Consider the following 15,181-nt stretch of genomic DNA (forward strand, 5'->3'; position numbering starts at 1 on the left):
AAAACGGCCCGTTAAAATCATCACCACTCCAGCTCAGTTCAAAAACCATCTTGCTACAGCTTGAGCTTGACCCATCGATGGATTAAGTACCGTTATTTGTGGTTAACGAGGATCAACCACCACGGCAAAAAACGCCGCTAACTATTTGATATTAAAAGAGGCCTGCGATTAACGGACATGGGGCGGGATTAAAGACAAAAAAGACCGGCAAAGGCCGGCCTTAAAAAAAAATTACAAATCAGCCAGTTACCCCTCGGCCAGCTCCCGCTGTTTAAGCTTGTCCAAGGCGTAACTGCGGGTGGTGTCCAGCAGGCGGTAACGCACCTCCTCGCGGCCGCGTTCAACCTCCACCAGGGACTTGGTCACCAGTTGGGTAACCGCCTCCAACAGCCTCGCTCGGGAGCGCGAGCCACAATCCAGGGCATCGAGCAGCTCCAGCGCTTGTTCCAGTGAAAACGAGCCGTTGAGGATAGACAAGGTGCGAAAGCAGGACTGCTCGCACGCTTCAAGCATGCCATAGCTCCAGTCCAAGGCCGCTTGCAGGGTTTGGTGGCGCTTCATGGCCGTGCGCTTACCTTGGCTAAGGACCTTAACCCCCTCTTCCAATTGCATGGCAATACCTCTGAGCCCCAATACATCGATGTGCACCGCCGCTAGCTCCAGCGCCAGCGGCAAGCCGTCTAAACGGCGACAAATGGCGCAGATATCGGCAACATTGTCGTCGTTGAGCACAAAGTCTGGCAGCCTAGATTGGCAGCGGTAGACAAACAAGCGCACTGCCGCATAACCCTGGGCTTCTTGCGCCGTAAGGACGTCTGAGGCAACCGGATAAGGCAGTGGGCCTAAGTGCATTACGCTCTCGCCATCGGCTCTGAAGGGCTCTCGGCTGGTGGCAACGATGGTGAGGTTATCAGCGCTTCCCAGCAGGGATTCGGCCAGTAAAGCTGACTCACTGACCAGGTGCTCACAGTTATCCAGCACCAACAGCATGTGCTGCTTTGCCAAATGCCCCGGCAAGGTGCTTTTTTCCACCCGCAACAGCTCGCAAAGGCTTTGGGAGAGATCGTCATTGCTGTCAAGGCAGGCCAAATCGAGGAAATGGATGCCATCACTGAAGAAATCCTTAAGGCGCTGCGCCGCCCGAATAGCCACCGTAGTTTTACCTATGCCGCCAGGGCCGGTAATGGTTAGCAGGCGGCGCTGGGTAAGCAAGTTAGCCACTTTGTCTATCTCGACTTCCCGGCCTTCGGTGGTACTGAGCAGGGCCGGCAGGTTGCACTTGCGGGGCCCGGCAGGGGGCTCTGCAGCGGCGACGAGAGTAACATCGCGGCTAAAACGGTAGCCTTTTTGCGGCAAGGTGGTGATATAGAGCTCTTTGCGGTGGCTGTCTCCCAGAGCCCGGCGTAGCGCCGCGATATGGACCCTGACACTGATCTCGTCCACCACGGAGGTGGGCCAAACAGCCTTCATCAACTCTTCTTTGCTGACCGTCTCGCCGCGGCGCTCAAGCAGCACCAGCAGCATATCCATAGCCCGTCCCCCCAGGCTAAGGGCACGGCCGTCTTCGGTCAGGAGGCGCTGCTCGGGATAGAACAAAAAGGGCCCGAAACGCAGCGCCAAGTTGTCAGTTGGGGTTTTAATTTGCATTGTCATCTAACGCAATCAGCTTCCTGGCCACCGAAACCAAGGGTGGCAATCCTTGAACCTTGTTAAAGGTCACAAGTAATGATTGCTGATCTCAGCTGAGAAATGACGACGAATAAAGGGCAATTACGGCCATCCTAGGTCAGTTAACGGCCAGTTAACCAAATTGGCGCCGATATTGGGCAGGGGTAACCCCCAGCTTGTCATTAAATTGCTGACGCATCTGGCGGCTATTGGCAAAGCCGCTTTGATAGGCGATTGTTTTTAGCGGCAACGCGCTGTTTTCTAACATTTTCCTTGCTGAATCCACCCTAGCTGCTCGCACAAACTCCATGGGCGTCATTTTGACTTCCTGGACAAAACTGCGGGCAAAATGGCGCTGACTCATGGCGGCCAGGTCCGCCAGCCGCTCGACGGTGAAGTCTTCATGGAGATTGTCCAGCACGTAGCGCTGTACCTTGGCGATGGGGGATTCGTCAGTATTAACCTCGGCATGGAGCGGGCTGAACTGTACCTGCCCGCCCTGGCGGCGCATCACCACCAGCAGCACCTTGGCCACCTGCAAGGCGACTTGCCGACCATGATCGCTCTCAATAAGCGACAGGGCCAAATCGATACCGGCGGTAATGCCGCCACTGCTCACTAGCCCCTGTTCGTCATTGATGAAAATTTGGTTTTGTTCGACTTTGGCCTTGGGGTAGGCCTGAGCCAGCCTTTCGGTATAGCTCCAGTGGGTGGTCACCCGGTGTCCATCCAAAAGCCCGGCTTCTCCCAGTAAAAAAGCGCCGGTACAGACCGACACCAGACGCCCTACCCGCCCAGACATATCCCGAAGCCAGGTGCAAAGATTGGGATGGGCGCCGCTGTATGCGCCAGGGCCACCAACAACCAGCAAGAAATCAAAGGGTTCAGTGGTATCCAAAATGGTGGTATCGGCCTTGACCCTGATGCCGTTGGAGGCCTGCACGTCAAGCTCACCGGTGCTGACCAGCACGATACGGTAGCGCTCATCGGCCGGCAGGTAGCGGTTCGCCACCGTGAAGGTTTCAGCTGGGCCCGACATGTCGAGCATTAAAAAGTCAGGGAATACAACGATAGCCACCGTCTTCATCTATCCAAGAACTCCGGGCTGGGTTTAACGAAACTACGGGCCAATTACCGGCCAAACTCGCAATTCCCTGTGCATTTCACAGCTGAATTGTAGTATCGAATTAAAACAAAACAGTTATCGCAATATCAATTATTTATTTCAATCCAACCCCATAAAAATAAACCCTTGCACCAAAGAGAACGATCGTTCTACCATAAGAAACATGAAAAGCATCGACACCCCAGACTCAATAAGCCGTCTTTTAGACGCCACCGAAACCCTTATCTACCGGGGCGGCATCTGTGCCACCGGGATGGACGCCATCGTTAAGGCCAGTGGGGTTTCCCGAAAAACCATCTACAAGCACTTCGGCACCAAAGATGCCTTGGTTGCCGCCGCTCTTAGGCGCCGCGACGACAAATGGATGGCCTGGTTTGAAGCGGGCCTTGCCGCCTATGACGGCCCAAGAGCCCAGCTGCTTGGCGCTTTTGAGGTATTGGCCGACTGGTTTGCCAGCGAGGATTTTTGCGGCTGCGCCTTTATCAACGGCGCCGGAGAAGTGGCGGACCATGACGATCCGGTGCGCCAAGAGGCGCGGTTTCACAAGGGGCGGTTGCACCAGAGCCTGATGCAGCGCTGTGAGGCGCTGGGCGCCAAAGAGCCAGCGGTGATGGCCGATCAGCTACTGCTGCTTATCGATGGCGCCATCACTCAGGCCCTTATTTTTTCCCGCCCGGCCAGTGCCGGTGCAGCTGCCCAATTGGCCGAACTGTTACTTATGCGCCATGGGCTTTAACTGACTGCCGGGTCTCGGTCCGGTTTGCTTGTCCCACTTGACCGCCAAGCGGCCCTATTATCCTTGGAGTTTGTTATGTCAGAAGTGCGCCACCCTCTGCCCCCCTTTACCCGCGAAAGCGCCACTGAAAAAGTACGCCTGGCCGAAGATGGCTGGAACAGCCGTGACGCAGCCAAGGTCGCCAAGGCCTACAGCCTCGACACCCGTTGGCGCAACCGCGCCGAGTTTGTGGTGGGCCGCGACCAAGCCGAGGCCTTTTTAAGCCGAAAATGGCACAAGGAACTGGAATATCGCCTGATAAAGGAGCTTTGGGCTTTTGACGGTAACCGTATCGCGGTGCGCTACGCCTATGAATGGCGCGACGACAGCGGCCACTGGTTTCGCTCCTACGGCAATGAGAACTGGGAGTTTGACGACAACGGCTTGATGATTAACCGCTACGCCAGCATCAACGATTTGCCCATCACCGAGGCCGAGCGTAAGTTCCATTGGCCCCAGGGTCGTCGCCCGGACGACCATCCAGGCCTCAGCGAACTGGGTTTGTAAGAAAAGGCGGCCCGAGGCCGCCTTACTTTTTCTTGTTGATGGCGTAATCGCGTAGCTTGTTGGCAATGGCGGTATGGGACACCCCCAGTTTTTTCGCCAACTGGCGCGACGAGGGGTAAGCCGGATAAAGCCGCTCCAAGAGGCTTTTTTCAAAGCGCTTCATCACCTCATCCAAGGTGCCTTCCAGGGCTGCGTCCCCCAGGCTCACCGATGGGGTTTGGCTCGGCAGCTCAAGGTGCTTGGGCTCAATCTGGCCGCCGTCCAGCAAAGAGACTGCCCTTAGCAGGCTGTTCTCCAACTGGCGCACGTTACCGGGCCAGGGGTAGTTGACCAAGAGATTCTGGGTGGCTTGCGACAACTGCGCTTTTTCGCGGCCAAGGGCGGCGCAGTGGCGGTCCAGGAACAAGTCTGCCAGCGGTAGGATATCATCCGGGCGCTCCCGAAGCGGCGGCAAGCTCAGGCTCAGCACGTTAAGGCGATAGTACAAATCCTGGCGAAACTGCCCGGTTTGGCAAAGGGCGCCCAGGTCGCGCTGGGTCGAGCAAATAATGCGCACATTAACCTTGCGCTCCGCTTCGTCCCCGACCCGCCGGAAGGTGCCGTCTTGCAAAAGACGCAGCAATTTAACCTGAATGGCCGGCGCCAAATCCCCCACTTCATCCAAAAACACCGTGCCGCCGTCCGCGACTTCAAAGACCCCGCGCTTGCCGGTGGCATTGGCGCCGGAAAAGGCATTGGGGCCGTAACCGAACAGCTCGGTTTCGGCGACGTTATCCGGCAAGGAGGCGCAGTTAAGGGCCAAAAACGGCTTTTGGTGGCGCAAGGAGCTGTCATGACAAGCCCGGGCCAGCAGTTCTTTGCCGGTGCCGGTTTCACCTTGAATAAGCAAAGGTGCGTCCAGTTGCGCCAGCTTTTTGGCCTGGCGAATAAGGCGTTTGGCCTGGGCCGACTCGGCCAGGATCGCATCCAAAGACGCCGTGCCTTCCCGAGCCTGATTAAGCTGGGTGGTGAGGCGATGAGGAGTCTTGGCGGTGACCACGGCGCCTGCCAAGGTACGGCGCTCAAGCTCGTCACTGACCCAAACCGGCAGAAAATCGGTCAGCAATCGCTGGCCGCCCAATTTCACCAGCATGCTGATGGGCGCCGGTTCGTCTTCTTCGAGCCAGCGCGGCAGGTTGAAGCCGCCAAGCCACAGGGATAACTGCTGGCCAGGCAAGGCCTCGACATCGCCCTTGAGCAGCCGCGCCGCCGCCGGGTTGATGATAAGAATGCGGCCCTTGTTATCTACCGAGATCACCGGATCGGGCAGGGTTTGCAGCAAGGTGGCCAGCTCGTAGTGGTCGCGCTCGGTGGGCATGAAGGCAGTGGTGCGCACATCTTCAACCCCCTTGATGCGGCGAATGGCCGGCAGCAGGGTTTTGAGTTCGTCAAAGCTCAAGTCCGGCAGATGCAGATACATCTTGCCTACCGGATCGACTTCGATACCGCGCAAATCGATGTGCCTTTCGGCAAGGATGTCGAGGACCTCCCGGGCGATACCCGGCCTGTCTTCGCAAAAAATCTCCAGACGCATGGTGCTCACAAAGGGCTTTTCCCAAGACGGCGATAATATAACGCTATGGGGAATAAAGAAAATGCCGCACTGAGTGCGGCATTTTCAGGGCCAAAAAACCGGCTCAAAGCAGCTGATCGGTCTTGGCGGCCATGATGAAATCGTTGCGGTGCAGGCCGCCGATGGCGTGGGTCCACCAGGTAACGGTGACCTTGCCCCACTCCATCAAAATGCCCGGATGGTGAAACTCTGCTTCGGCAAGCTCAGCCACCTTGTTGGCAAAGGCCCAAGCCTGCTTGAAGTTCTTGAACTTATACACCCGCTCCAGTTGCAGCACGCCGTCGCGGGCCATGGGCGCCCAATCGGGAATTTCGCGCATCAGGGTTTTGAGCTCGTCATCGCTGACCTTGGGCGCGCCGGCCTGGCAGGCCTCACATTGTTGGTTGGCAAGTGCCGTCACTTGTCTCTCCTTAACTGGCTTTCTTTTCTTTAGGGGCAAAACGGGGCTCGAACAGGCCCAGTTGCCGGGCCTCGCTCACCAGCGCCATGATATCGAGCTGGGCAATATCAAACAGCTGATGCACGTTCTCGAGCACATAATAGACCGGCTGCATGATATCGATGCGATAAGGGGTACGCAGGGCATCCAAGGCGCTAAACGGTTTGCGCAGCGGTTTGTCCGATTCCAGAGCGTAGCGGGTTTCCCCAGGCGAGGAGAGGACGCCGCCGCCGTAGATGCGAAGACCCTTTTCGGTATTGACCAGGCCAAACTCCACGGTAAACCAGTAAAGCCGTGCCAGGAACACCCTGTCTTCTTTGCTGGCCTTAAGCCCAAGCTGCCCGTACAGGTGGGTAAAGTGGGCAAAGTCGGGGTTGGTCAGCAAGGGGCAGTGGCCAAAAATCTCGTGGAAGATATCGGGCTCTTGCAGGTAGTCGAGCTCTTCTTCGGTGCGGATAAAGGTGGCCACCGGAAACGCTTTGTTGGCCAGCAACCGGAAGAACTCGTCAAAAGGAATAAGGGCCGGAACCTGAGCCACCTGCCAGCCGGTGGTGCGCCCCAGCACAGCGTTGATCTCCCCAAGCTGGGGAATACGGTCGGTGGGAAGGTCCAAAAGCGCCAAGCCGTCGATGTATTCCTGGCAGGCGCGCCCTTGTACACAGGCCATCTGGCGAGTGATAAGGGTCTGCCACACGGCGTTTTCTTCGGCGCTGTAGTGGATAACGCCCGCTGCATCGGGCATTTTCGAGGTGTATTTAGTGCCTTTAGCCATAACGTACTTCAATCTCTGAATCTTCCCCGAGAGTACGCAGCCCCCCTTGCCGGCAAAAGCCCCCGCCACTGGTCAGATGGCTTTACAGCCGTAAACAATTAAATACACAGCCACCCCAAACCAATGAAATAGCAGAGAAAGCTGGCAAAACCACAGCTCGCGCCCACCTTGGTACTGCTGTTTAAACCAGCAACAAAGAATTACTAATGAGAAACATTCTTGATTGCATGTTAAATCCTGATTATCATCCGCCCACTTTCACCGTAAATGCACATTATTTTCATTTAGAATCACGGATGGGTTTCGCATGACCAAGTCTTGCAACAACAAACTGCAATTTAATAGCCGTTCCCTTGCCTCCATCGCCCTTGGCATGTCGGTGGTTGCCGCCCCGGCTATGGCCGACGAGGCCACCAAGCCGGTCGAGCATATCGAGGTAAAAGGCCAGCAAGACGGGTACAACATCAACAGGGTGCAATCGTCCAAGTTCACCGAATCCCTGTCCGATACCGCGAAATCCGTTACCGTCATCGGCAGCGACCTTATCAAAGACATGGGCGCCCTGACCTTCAGCGACACCCTGCGCGCCACCCCCGGCATTACCCTGGGTAGCGGTGAAGGTGGCAACCCTTACGGCGACCGCCCCTTTATCCGTGGTTACGACGCCCAGTCATCCACCTTTGTAGACGGCCTGCGCGATGTGGGCTCCCAAAGCCGCGAAGTGTTCAATATCGAGCAGGTTGAAGTACTTAAAGGCCCAGGTTCCACCTATGCCGGGCGCGGCGCCGTGGGCGGCTCCATTAACATCGTCACCAAAACCCCGGGCATGCAGGACTTTAACCACCTGACCCTGACCGCCGGCACCGACGACATGAAGCGCGCCACCCTGGACGTTAACAAGGTGATCTCAGACGAAGCGGCTGTGCGCCTTAACCTGATGAGCCACGACGCCGACATGCCGGGCCGTAATGGCGTTGACGGTGACCGCTGGGGTATCGCCCCTTCCATCGCCCTGGGGCTCACCACCCGCACCCGCGCCAAGCTGGCCTATTACCACTTTGAAAGCCACGACATGCCCGACTACGGCATTCCCTACGATCAGGCCACCGGCAAGCCGGCCGACGTGGATAAAGACAGCTTCTACGGCCTCAAAGACCGCGATTTTCGCCGTAACGAGGTCGACAGTGGCCTTATCAAGATTGAGCACGACCTCACCCCGAACCTGCTCTTTACCAACACCACCGTCTATGGCCGCTCCACCAACGATTATGTGGTCACCAACCCAGACGACTCCAAAGGCAACGTGGCCAACGGCTTTGTGTATCGCGGCGTAAAATCCCGCTACTCGGTCACCGATAACCTGGCCACCCAGTTTGACCTTTCCGGCTCCTACCAACTGGCCGGTATCACCAACCGCTTTGCCACCGGCATCGAGCTTTCGCACGAGAAAACCGACGCTGACGGCTACAACGTCACCACCGGCGTTACCTTGCCAAGCGGCTCCATGTCCACTAGTTGCAGTGACGCCGGCATGCTCGAAGGCTACTTCTGTGCGCCGCTGGTCAACCCCAACCCCAACGACCCCTGGGTGGGCAGCATTGAGCGCCGTAACACCCCGACGCTGACCAAAACCACCACCCGCTCGGTGTACGGCTTTAACACCACCGAATTTAACGACGCCTGGCTGCTGAGCCTTGGCCTGCGCTGGGACGATTACGACACCCAAAGCGACAGCGCCACCGCCAGCCTCTCCAACAGCGACGACTTCCTGAACTACCAGTTGGGCCTGGTGTACAAGCCAGCCAGTAACGGCAGCGTTTATATCTCCTGGGGCACCTCTTCCAACCCCCCTGGCACCTCCAACGGTGACGGCGCCGACCGCCTTTCCACCAGCAATGACGACCTCAAGCCAGAAGACACCGACAGCCTGGAGCTGGGCACCAAGTGGGATCTGATGGGCGAGCGCCTGTCCTTGACCGCGGCAGTGTTCAAAATCAACAAGGACAACGCCCGTGTCTCTACCGAAGCCGGCCGCGGCGCGCCGCAAGAGAACGTAGGCAAACAGAAGGTGCAGGGTATCGAGCTGGGAATTTCCGGCAAAATTACCGACAACTGGCAGGCCTTTGGTGGTTACACCTACCTGGACAGCGAACTTGAAAGCAACGGCATCAACAGCCAATACGACGGTAACCGCTTCCCCAATACCGCCAAGCAGAGCCTGAGCCTGTTCACCAACTACGCCATCACCGAGGCCTTTAAAGTGGGCGGCGGCGCCTATTACATGTCCAAGGTGTACGGCAACACCGCCAACACCCTGTACGTGCCCTCCTACTGGCGCTTTGATGCCATGGCAAGCTACGAAGTGAACAACTGGGTGACCCTGCGCCTAAACGTGCAGAACCTCACCGACGAGCGTTACTTCGACAAAGCCTATGCCGCGCACTTTGCCACCGTAGCCCCGGGCCGCTTTGCGAGCCTGAGCGCTGACTTTAGCTTCTAAGCCAGGCACACTGACCAAAAAACACCGCCATCGGGCGGTGTTTTCCTGTAAGGAGACATCATGCTGCTCGCGATCGACAACGTGCTCAGTAAAGAAGAAGTGGCCCAGTGCCGGGCCATTATCGACGGCCTTGAATGGATTGACGGCAACCAGACCTCAGGCCCCCTGGCCGCCAGCCAAAAACGCAACCAGCAACTGCCCCGAGACGACGCCAGCGCCAACGAAGTGGGCCAGGCCATTGTTGATAGGCTGCTGAGCGACGCCCGCTTTATCTCGGCAGCGCTGCCGTTAAAATTCTACCCGCCGCTTTTTAACCGCTACCAGGCCGGCCAGACCTTTGGCAACCATATCGACAACGCCATTCGCCACACCCCAGACGGCATGGTGCGCACCGACCTCTCCGCCACCTTGTTCCTGACCGAGCCGGACCAATACGACGGTGGCGAGCTGGTAGTGGAAGACACCTACGGCAGTCACAGCGTCAAACTGGCCGCCGGCTCCCTGGTGCTCTACCCCTCCACCAGTTTGCACCGGGTGGAGCCGGTTACCCGAGGCGCCCGTACCAGCGCCTTTATGTGGCTGCAAAGCATGGTCCGCGACGAAGGCCAGCGCCGGCTGCTGTATCAGTTGGACAACAGCATTCAGCGCCTGGCCGGCGAGCAGCACGGCGAAGTGACCGAGCTGACTGGCATCTACCACAACCTTATCCGCCGCTGGGCCGATAGCTAAAACCAAGGGCGCCATCGGCGCCCTTGGTTTTTTACTCGTCTTCCACCATCACCGAGGTCTTTTTGCGGCTCAGCATCATGCCGGGCAGCTTCATCAGATCTTTGCCCATATCCACCAGCAGCCGGGCCCGGGCTTTGCCAAGGCGCTTGTTTTCGGTCTCATTCATGGGCAGTGGGCGACTAAGGCGCATGGCCTGCCAGCCAAGGCGCGCCGTTAATAGCCCGGCCCCCAGCCCCTGGGCGGCGCGGCCCGAGAGCTTGCCCAATAAATCGGCGCCGACCGTGCTCATGCCGATATCCATCACCAGTTCGGAAGCGCCGGCATAAAGCAGGTTGATAAACACCTGGCGCACCAGCCGCACCCGGCTCCAATAGCCAAGGGGCAGGCCGTACACCTTAGCCACCTCGCGGATAAGGCGCAGGTTGCGCCAGGCGATAATGGCCATGTCGGTCAGTGCCAAAGGACTTACCGCCACCATGACCGTGGCCTCCAAGGCATAGCGGCGCACCAGCAGCTGGGCTTTGTCGTCAAGCTCGGTCAGCACCCGCTGGCGAAAGCGCCCTTGCACTTCCTCGCCGCTGTCATGGCTGCCCACCTCACTTAAAAACTGCTCCATGGCGGCGCTTTGGTTAAGGCCCCGCATCTTCATGCTGTGCTCAAGGACGGTGAGAGCGTCATCGCCGGTGGCGGCATTGGCGGCGCGGGCGCTGTCTCGCTCCAGGCGTTTTAAGCGCCTAAGCGCCCGCCATTCGCGAAAAAGTGCCCGCAGGGCACCGGCGCCAAGGAGCGCTGTTGCCAGGGTAAAAAGGAGCGCCAGCACCGGCACCGTTTGCCACAGCTCATAGAGCCAGAGCCCGGTCTGACCAAGGGCGCCCAGCAGTAAAAACACCAAGCCCCAGGCAAGCCAGGGGCGGCGCTTGGTGCGGATGGCCTGGGTCAGTTGCTGCTCCACCGCGCCGTCTTGGTCCGGCACAAAATCGTCGCCGGTGAGCTCTGCGGCCTCGCGAAGCACCGGGCCCTTTGGGGCATCGTCAATCAGGCGGCTCGGTCTTAAGGTCATTTGAGCTTGTCTCCCAAAACAAAGGCCAAGGCTTTATCCATGCGAAGGTGCGGCAGCGGCGAGGTGAGCCCCAAGGGCGGCGCGAATGATGGAAAAGCAAAGCCTTGGCTTTCCCAAAAATAGGACTGTGGCAGGCTGGCCGGAATATCGCCGGGAAAGAGCGTGACCTGGCGGTTATCGACCAGGCGGCCGCGCAGGCAAGGCAGGGTCTCGCCGTCCAACTGGCCACTGCCGGCCTGGGTGGCGCAAATAGCTGCCAGGGTCTCAACGCCAACCTCGATACCGGCAAAACGAATGGGCTCAAGGGCCGGGTTTATCAGCTCCGAGAGCAGGCTGGAGAGCGCCGGGCGCTGATCGGGCGTTAAGCGGTCGGCCTGGGTGGCGGCAAACAGCACCTTGTCGATGCGGGGCGAAAAGAGCCTTGAGAGCAGGCCGCTTTGGCCGTACTGAAAGCTTTTCAGCACCTCGGTCAGGGCCAGTTGCAAGTCTAAAAACGCTGCTCGTGAATGATTGAGGGCGGCCAGGGTGTCAATCAGCACCACCTGGCGGTCCATGCTGGCAAAGTGGTCGCGGTAAAAGCGTTTGACCACCTCACTTTTGTATTGCTCGAATACCTTTTCAAGCTGCCGGTACAGCGCCGAGTCGCTGCCGGCCTCTCCTTGCCAAGGGAAAAAGCCCAGCACCGGGGCGCCTTTCAGCTCGCCGGGCAGCAAAAAGCGCCCCGGCTGCAGGAAATAAAGGCCCAGACTTTCGCGAAAATCTTGCAGTAGCGCCGCGTAACGCTCTGCCAGTTGCTCGGTTTTAAGCTCGTCTTGCTCCCCTTGCTCGCAATAAGCACGGGCATCCTGGCACCAACTGGCGGCAAGGTCGGCCCGTGGTTTTTGGCTAAGGAGCTGTTGCTGCTGGGCGCTCCACTGGCCGTAGCTTTGCTCGAGCATGGCAAGGTCCAGTAGCCACTCGCCGGGGTAGTCGACAATATCGAGCACCAAGGTGACCGGCTCGCCTAAAAAGCTGCGAAGGCCACTATCTGGCTTGTATTTAAGGTGCAGGCGCAGCTCGCTGATACCGTGGGTGGACGGCGCCCAGCGCGGCGGCTCGGCCTGCAAGGTGGCGAGGTTGTCGCGGTAACGAAACCGGGGCACCAGGGGGTGGGGCTGGGGCATTTCCCTTGCCCCCAGGAAGCGCCCTTCGGCCTGCACCGGGAAAAACGGCAGGTGGCGAGGGCTGCCGTGCAGCAGTTGGTCGGTAAGGGAGGTGATAAATGCGGTCTTTCCGGCCTGGGACAGGCCCGTTACCGCCAGCCGAACCTGCTGGTCCAGGCCCCTTTTGAGGGTGTCGGTGGCGGTTCTGGCGAGGTTTTTAAACAATGTGCTGCCTTGCATCCCTTTCCCCAATAACAAGAAGGCGCCGGTGGGCGCCTCATTACCTTACAAGCGGCTTATCTGCCGGTTGAGCTGGAACTCCGTCGAGGTGACGTGACCTTCCAGGCTTCTGAGCCTTTTTTCAAGGCGGGAGAACTGTTCGTTCAGGTCTCTCATGGCCTGGCGGGGCGGCTCTCCGGCCTGCCAAATTTGGCTTTTCAGTTGTACCGACTTCTCGGCGCTATTCGCGCTGGCCGGGGCCTTATCGAGGATAAACCACAGGGCCACGTAGCCGACGATGAAGAACGAGCCTGACAGTATCGCCCCGGCTACCACCAACACCCGCACCAACCAGGGTTCGAGGTTGAAGTGGTGGGCGATGCCGGCGCAGACGCCGGCCACTTTGCCTTCTTCGGGGTAACGGTACAGGGTGCCTCGTGAACTGTTCATCAGATGCTCCTTACGCCTTGTTACGCCACTGGGGGCTTTCTTCGTCCAACAGCCTCTCGAGGGTGGCGATACGCTCGGCCATTTTCTCGGCGGTCTGGGACAATGCGACCAGTTGTGCCCTTTCGGTTTCACTCAAGCCCTGCCCTACCTGCCGTTTGCTGCGATAGTGCAGGACGAGCCAGATGGGCGCCACTATCACCATGAACACGATCAATGGCGCGATAATCAATTGCAGCACGTCCTCCATCATTTACTCCTGTGTTATTTCTTTTTGGCCATCTTGGCCTTGAGGGCGTCCAGTTCCTGGTTGACCTTTTCATCGGCGGCCAGGGCAGCAAACTCGGCGTCCAGGGATTTACCTTTACCTAAATCATAAGCTTCGACCTGGGCTTCGATATCGTCAATACGGCGCTCGTATTGGTCGAACTTGGCCATGGTGTCTTCCACCTTGGAGCCGTCGAAGCGCTTGCGCACATCCAGGCGGGTCTGAGCGGACTGCTTGCGCAGGATAATGCTCTTTTGACGGGCCCGGGCGTCGGTCAGCTTTTCGTTGATCTGCGCCACTTCCTCGCTGAGTTTGGCGATGGACTCTTCCACGTGCACCAACTCGGCCTGCAGGGTGGTCATGGCCTCTTCGGCGCGGCTTTTTTCAATCAGTGCGCCTTTGGCCAAGTCTTCACGGTCTTTGGTCAGGGCCAGTTCGGCCTTGGCTTGCCAGTCGTGGGCCTTCTCGGCCAGCTTGGCGATGCGGCGTTCCAGATCCTTGCGCTCGGCCAGGGCCTTGGCAGACAGGGAGCGGACCTCCACCAGGGTGTCTTCCATTTCCTGAATGATCAGGCGCACCATTTTTTCGGGGTCTTCGGCCTTGTCCAACAAGGCATTCAGGTTGGCATTCACGATGTCAGTGAAGCGAGAGAAAATACCCATATCATGTTCCTCGTCTGATCTAAGGGAGTTCCTTGTTTTCCCTTATCCGAAAAGCGTGCCACTTTGGCAAAAAATATAACACACTGAATTTAAATAGAAAATTATGTTTGAATACTGTTAACCAAATTGGCTTATCATAGGTTCAACCACTATTTGGCGAAAATCACCACTCATGGCATCCAGAAAACACGACAACCTGCTCGGTCAGGCCAATAGCTTCCTTGAGGTAATAGAACAGGTGTCCAGGGCCGCGCCCCTCAATAAGCCGGTGCTCATCATAGGGGAAAGGGGTACCGGTAAGGAACTCATTGCCGAGCGTTTGCACTTTTTGTCGAGCCGTTGGGACCAGAGCTACCTCAAGCTCAACTGCGCCGCCTTGAATGAAAACCTGCTGGAATCCGAATTATTCGGGTACGAGCAAGGGGCCTTTACCGGCGCCGCCAAACGCCACAGCGGCCGCTTTGAACGGGCCGACGGCGGCACCTTGTTTCTGGACGAATTGGCCAACACCTCGGGGCTTATTCAGGAAAAACTGCTGCGGGTCATCGAATACGGTGAGTACGAGCGGGTTGGCGGCAGCCAAACCTTAAAATCCGACGTGCGCCTAGTGTGTGCCACCAACGAAGATTTACCCACCCTGGCCGAGCGCGGCGCCTTTCGGGCCGACCTTTTAGACCGGCTGGCCTTTGACGTTATTACCCTGCCTCCCCTTCGGGAGCGGCGCGAAGACATCATGGTGCTGGCCGAGCACTTCGCCATCAACATGGCTCGCCAGTTGGATCAGCCGCTGTTCTCGGGCTTTACCAAAAAGGCCCAGCAGCTGCTCCTTGATCACCACTGGCCAGGCAACATCCGGGAACTTAAAAACGTGGTAGAGCGCTCGGTCTACCGCCACAACAACCCGGATTTGCCGGTACACCAAATCATCCTTGACCCCTTCGAGTCGCCCTGGCGGCCAAAGCACCAGGTGCGCACCCAGGACAGAGCGGTGCAGGCCGCCTCCCCTTCTGCCCCCCAAAGCCAGGGCGCCAGCCATGGGGGGGCGCTGAGTTTTCCGCTGGATTTTAGAACCCTGACCCAGGAGTTTGAGGTGCAGGTGCTCACCGAGGCGCTCAAGGCCAACCAGTACAACCAAAAGCGCAGCGCCGACGCCCTGGGGCTGACCTACCACCAATTGCGGGGCATACTGCGTAAGTACGAATTACTGGGCGCAGACGAGAGCTGACAGATGACATTAAAGGTAAAGGACGCCAAG

At 58.1% G+C, this 15,181-nt stretch carries 15 protein-coding genes; 5 read left to right on the forward strand and 10 right to left on the reverse strand.

Annotation, left to right across the window (positions count from 1 at the left end; genetic code table 11):
* Positions 1–246 precede the first annotated feature (246 nt).
* Positions 247–1,653, reverse strand: a complete 1,407-nt coding sequence (locus EDC28_RS03785; protein ID WP_123420726.1) for an ATP-binding protein — start codon at positions 1,651–1,653, stop codon at positions 247–249.
* 148 nt (positions 1,654–1,801) lie between these two features.
* Positions 1,802–2,755, reverse strand: a complete 954-nt coding sequence (locus tag EDC28_RS03790) for a GlxA family transcriptional regulator (protein ID WP_050658625.1) — start codon at positions 2,753–2,755, stop codon at positions 1,802–1,804.
* Between the two features lie 202 nt (positions 2,756–2,957).
* Here EDC28_RS03790 and EDC28_RS03795 point away from each other — a divergent pair, with 202 nt between their 5' ends.
* Both EDC28_RS03795 and EDC28_RS03800 read left to right on the forward strand, forming a co-directional pair.
* Entirely contained in the window at positions 2,958–3,530 is a 573-nt protein-coding gene (locus EDC28_RS03795) for a TetR/AcrR family transcriptional regulator (RefSeq protein WP_123420727.1), read from the forward strand.
* A gap of 75 nt (positions 3,531–3,605) precedes the next feature.
* A complete protein-coding gene (locus EDC28_RS03800; RefSeq protein ID WP_050658627.1) occupies positions 3,606–4,076 on the forward strand; it encodes a nuclear transport factor 2 family protein in 471 nt (156 codons plus the stop codon).
* 22 nt (positions 4,077–4,098) lie between these two features.
* On the opposite strand, the gene tyrR is transcribed toward EDC28_RS03800, so the two are convergent.
* The 3 genes from tyrR to phhA form a co-directional block, all read right to left on the reverse strand.
* Positions 4,099–5,649, reverse strand: coding sequence for a transcriptional regulator TyrR (tyrR, locus tag EDC28_RS03805; protein WP_050658775.1), 1,551 nt, complete (start codon positions 5,647–5,649; stop codon positions 4,099–4,101).
* A 103-nt stretch (positions 5,650–5,752) separates the two neighbouring features.
* A complete protein-coding gene (locus EDC28_RS03810) occupies positions 5,753–6,088 on the reverse strand; it encodes a 4a-hydroxytetrahydrobiopterin dehydratase (RefSeq protein ID WP_050658628.1) in 336 nt (111 codons plus the stop codon).
* Between the two features lie 10 nt (positions 6,089–6,098).
* Positions 6,099–6,899, reverse strand: a complete 801-nt coding sequence (gene phhA, locus EDC28_RS03815; RefSeq protein ID WP_050658629.1) for a phenylalanine 4-monooxygenase — start codon at positions 6,897–6,899, stop codon at positions 6,099–6,101.
* 307 nt (positions 6,900–7,206) lie between these two features.
* Between phhA and EDC28_RS03820 the strand changes: the two genes are divergently transcribed.
* Both EDC28_RS03820 and EDC28_RS03825 read left to right on the forward strand, forming a co-directional pair.
* Positions 7,207–9,399 carry a TonB-dependent receptor gene (locus EDC28_RS03820; protein ID WP_123420728.1) on the forward strand — a complete coding sequence of 731 codons (2,193 nt, stop codon included), beginning with the start codon at positions 7,207–7,209 and terminating at the stop codon, positions 9,397–9,399.
* A 60-nt stretch (positions 9,400–9,459) separates the two neighbouring features.
* Positions 9,460–10,128 carry a Fe2+-dependent dioxygenase gene (locus EDC28_RS03825; RefSeq protein ID WP_050658631.1) on the forward strand — a complete coding sequence of 223 codons (669 nt, stop codon included), beginning with the start codon at positions 9,460–9,462 and terminating at the stop codon, positions 10,126–10,128.
* A 31-nt stretch (positions 10,129–10,159) separates the two neighbouring features.
* Here EDC28_RS03825 and EDC28_RS03830 read toward each other — a convergent pair whose 3' ends face one another.
* The 5 genes from EDC28_RS03830 to pspA are packed head-to-tail and all read right to left on the reverse strand — an operon-like array spanning position 10,160 to position 13,926.
* Positions 10,160–11,188 carry a TIGR01620 family protein gene (locus tag EDC28_RS03830; protein ID WP_050658632.1) on the reverse strand — a complete coding sequence of 343 codons (1,029 nt, stop codon included), beginning with the start codon at positions 11,186–11,188 and terminating at the stop codon, positions 10,160–10,162.
* Entirely contained in the window at positions 11,185–12,570 is a 1,386-nt protein-coding gene (locus EDC28_RS03835; protein WP_123420729.1) for a YcjX family GTP-binding protein, read from the reverse strand. Before EDC28_RS03835 ends, EDC28_RS03830 begins: the two co-directional genes overlap by 4 nt.
* A gap of 45 nt (positions 12,571–12,615) precedes the next feature.
* A complete protein-coding gene (pspC, locus tag EDC28_RS03840) occupies positions 12,616–12,999 on the reverse strand; it encodes an envelope stress response membrane protein PspC (RefSeq protein WP_170164017.1) in 384 nt (127 codons plus the stop codon).
* 10 nt (positions 13,000–13,009) lie between these two features.
* A complete protein-coding gene (pspB, locus tag EDC28_RS03845; RefSeq protein ID WP_050658635.1) occupies positions 13,010–13,246 on the reverse strand; it encodes an envelope stress response membrane protein PspB in 237 nt (78 codons plus the stop codon).
* A 14-nt stretch (positions 13,247–13,260) separates the two neighbouring features.
* Positions 13,261–13,926 (reverse strand): phage shock protein PspA, encoded by a 666-nt coding sequence (gene pspA / locus EDC28_RS03850; RefSeq protein WP_050658636.1) that lies wholly within the window; start codon positions 13,924–13,926, stop codon positions 13,261–13,263.
* Between the two features lie 172 nt (positions 13,927–14,098).
* Here pspA and pspF point away from each other — a divergent pair, with 172 nt between their 5' ends.
* Positions 14,099–15,151, forward strand: coding sequence for a phage shock protein operon transcriptional activator (gene pspF / locus EDC28_RS03855; protein ID WP_123420730.1), 1,053 nt, complete (start codon positions 14,099–14,101; stop codon positions 15,149–15,151).
* Positions 15,152–15,181: the final 30 nt, after the last annotated feature.

The organism is Gallaecimonas pentaromativorans (assembly GCF_003751625.1).
In the GTDB taxonomy this organism is placed as follows: domain Bacteria; phylum Pseudomonadota; class Gammaproteobacteria; order Enterobacterales; family Gallaecimonadaceae; genus Gallaecimonas; species Gallaecimonas pentaromativorans.

Coding starts and splice junctions, on each gene's coding strand:
- EDC28_RS03785 (WP_123420726.1), bottom strand. CDS start 1,653: ATGACAATGCAAATTAAAACCCCAACTGACAACTTGGCGCTGCGTTTC.
- EDC28_RS03790 (WP_050658625.1), bottom strand. CDS start 2,755: ATGAAGACGGTGGCTATCGTTGTATTCCCTGACTTTTTAATGCTCGAC.
- EDC28_RS03795 (WP_123420727.1), top strand. CDS start 2,958: ATGAAAAGCATCGACACCCCAGACTCAATAAGCCGTCTTTTAGACGCC.
- EDC28_RS03800 (WP_050658627.1), top strand. CDS start 3,606: ATGTCAGAAGTGCGCCACCCTCTGCCCCCCTTTACCCGCGAAAGCGCC.
- tyrR (WP_050658775.1), bottom strand. CDS start 5,649: ATGCGTCTGGAGATTTTTTGCGAAGACAGGCCGGGTATCGCCCGGGAG.
- phhA (WP_050658629.1), bottom strand. CDS start 6,899: ATGGCTAAAGGCACTAAATACACCTCGAAAATGCCCGATGCAGCGGGC.
- EDC28_RS03820 (WP_123420728.1), top strand. CDS start 7,207: ATGACCAAGTCTTGCAACAACAAACTGCAATTTAATAGCCGTTCCCTT.
- EDC28_RS03825 (WP_050658631.1), top strand. CDS start 9,460: ATGCTGCTCGCGATCGACAACGTGCTCAGTAAAGAAGAAGTGGCCCAG.
- EDC28_RS03830 (WP_050658632.1), bottom strand. CDS start 11,188: ATGACCTTAAGACCGAGCCGCCTGATTGACGATGCCCCAAAGGGCCCG.
- EDC28_RS03835 (WP_123420729.1), bottom strand. CDS start 12,570: ATGCAAGGCAGCACATTGTTTAAAAACCTCGCCAGAACCGCCACCGAC.
- pspC (WP_170164017.1), bottom strand. CDS start 12,999: ATGAACAGTTCACGAGGCACCCTGTACCGTTACCCCGAAGAAGGCAAA.
- pspB (WP_050658635.1), bottom strand. CDS start 13,246: ATGGAGGACGTGCTGCAATTGATTATCGCGCCATTGATCGTGTTCATG.
- pspA (WP_050658636.1), bottom strand. CDS start 13,926: ATGGGTATTTTCTCTCGCTTCACTGACATCGTGAATGCCAACCTGAAT.
- pspF (WP_123420730.1), top strand. CDS start 14,099: ATGGCATCCAGAAAACACGACAACCTGCTCGGTCAGGCCAATAGCTTC.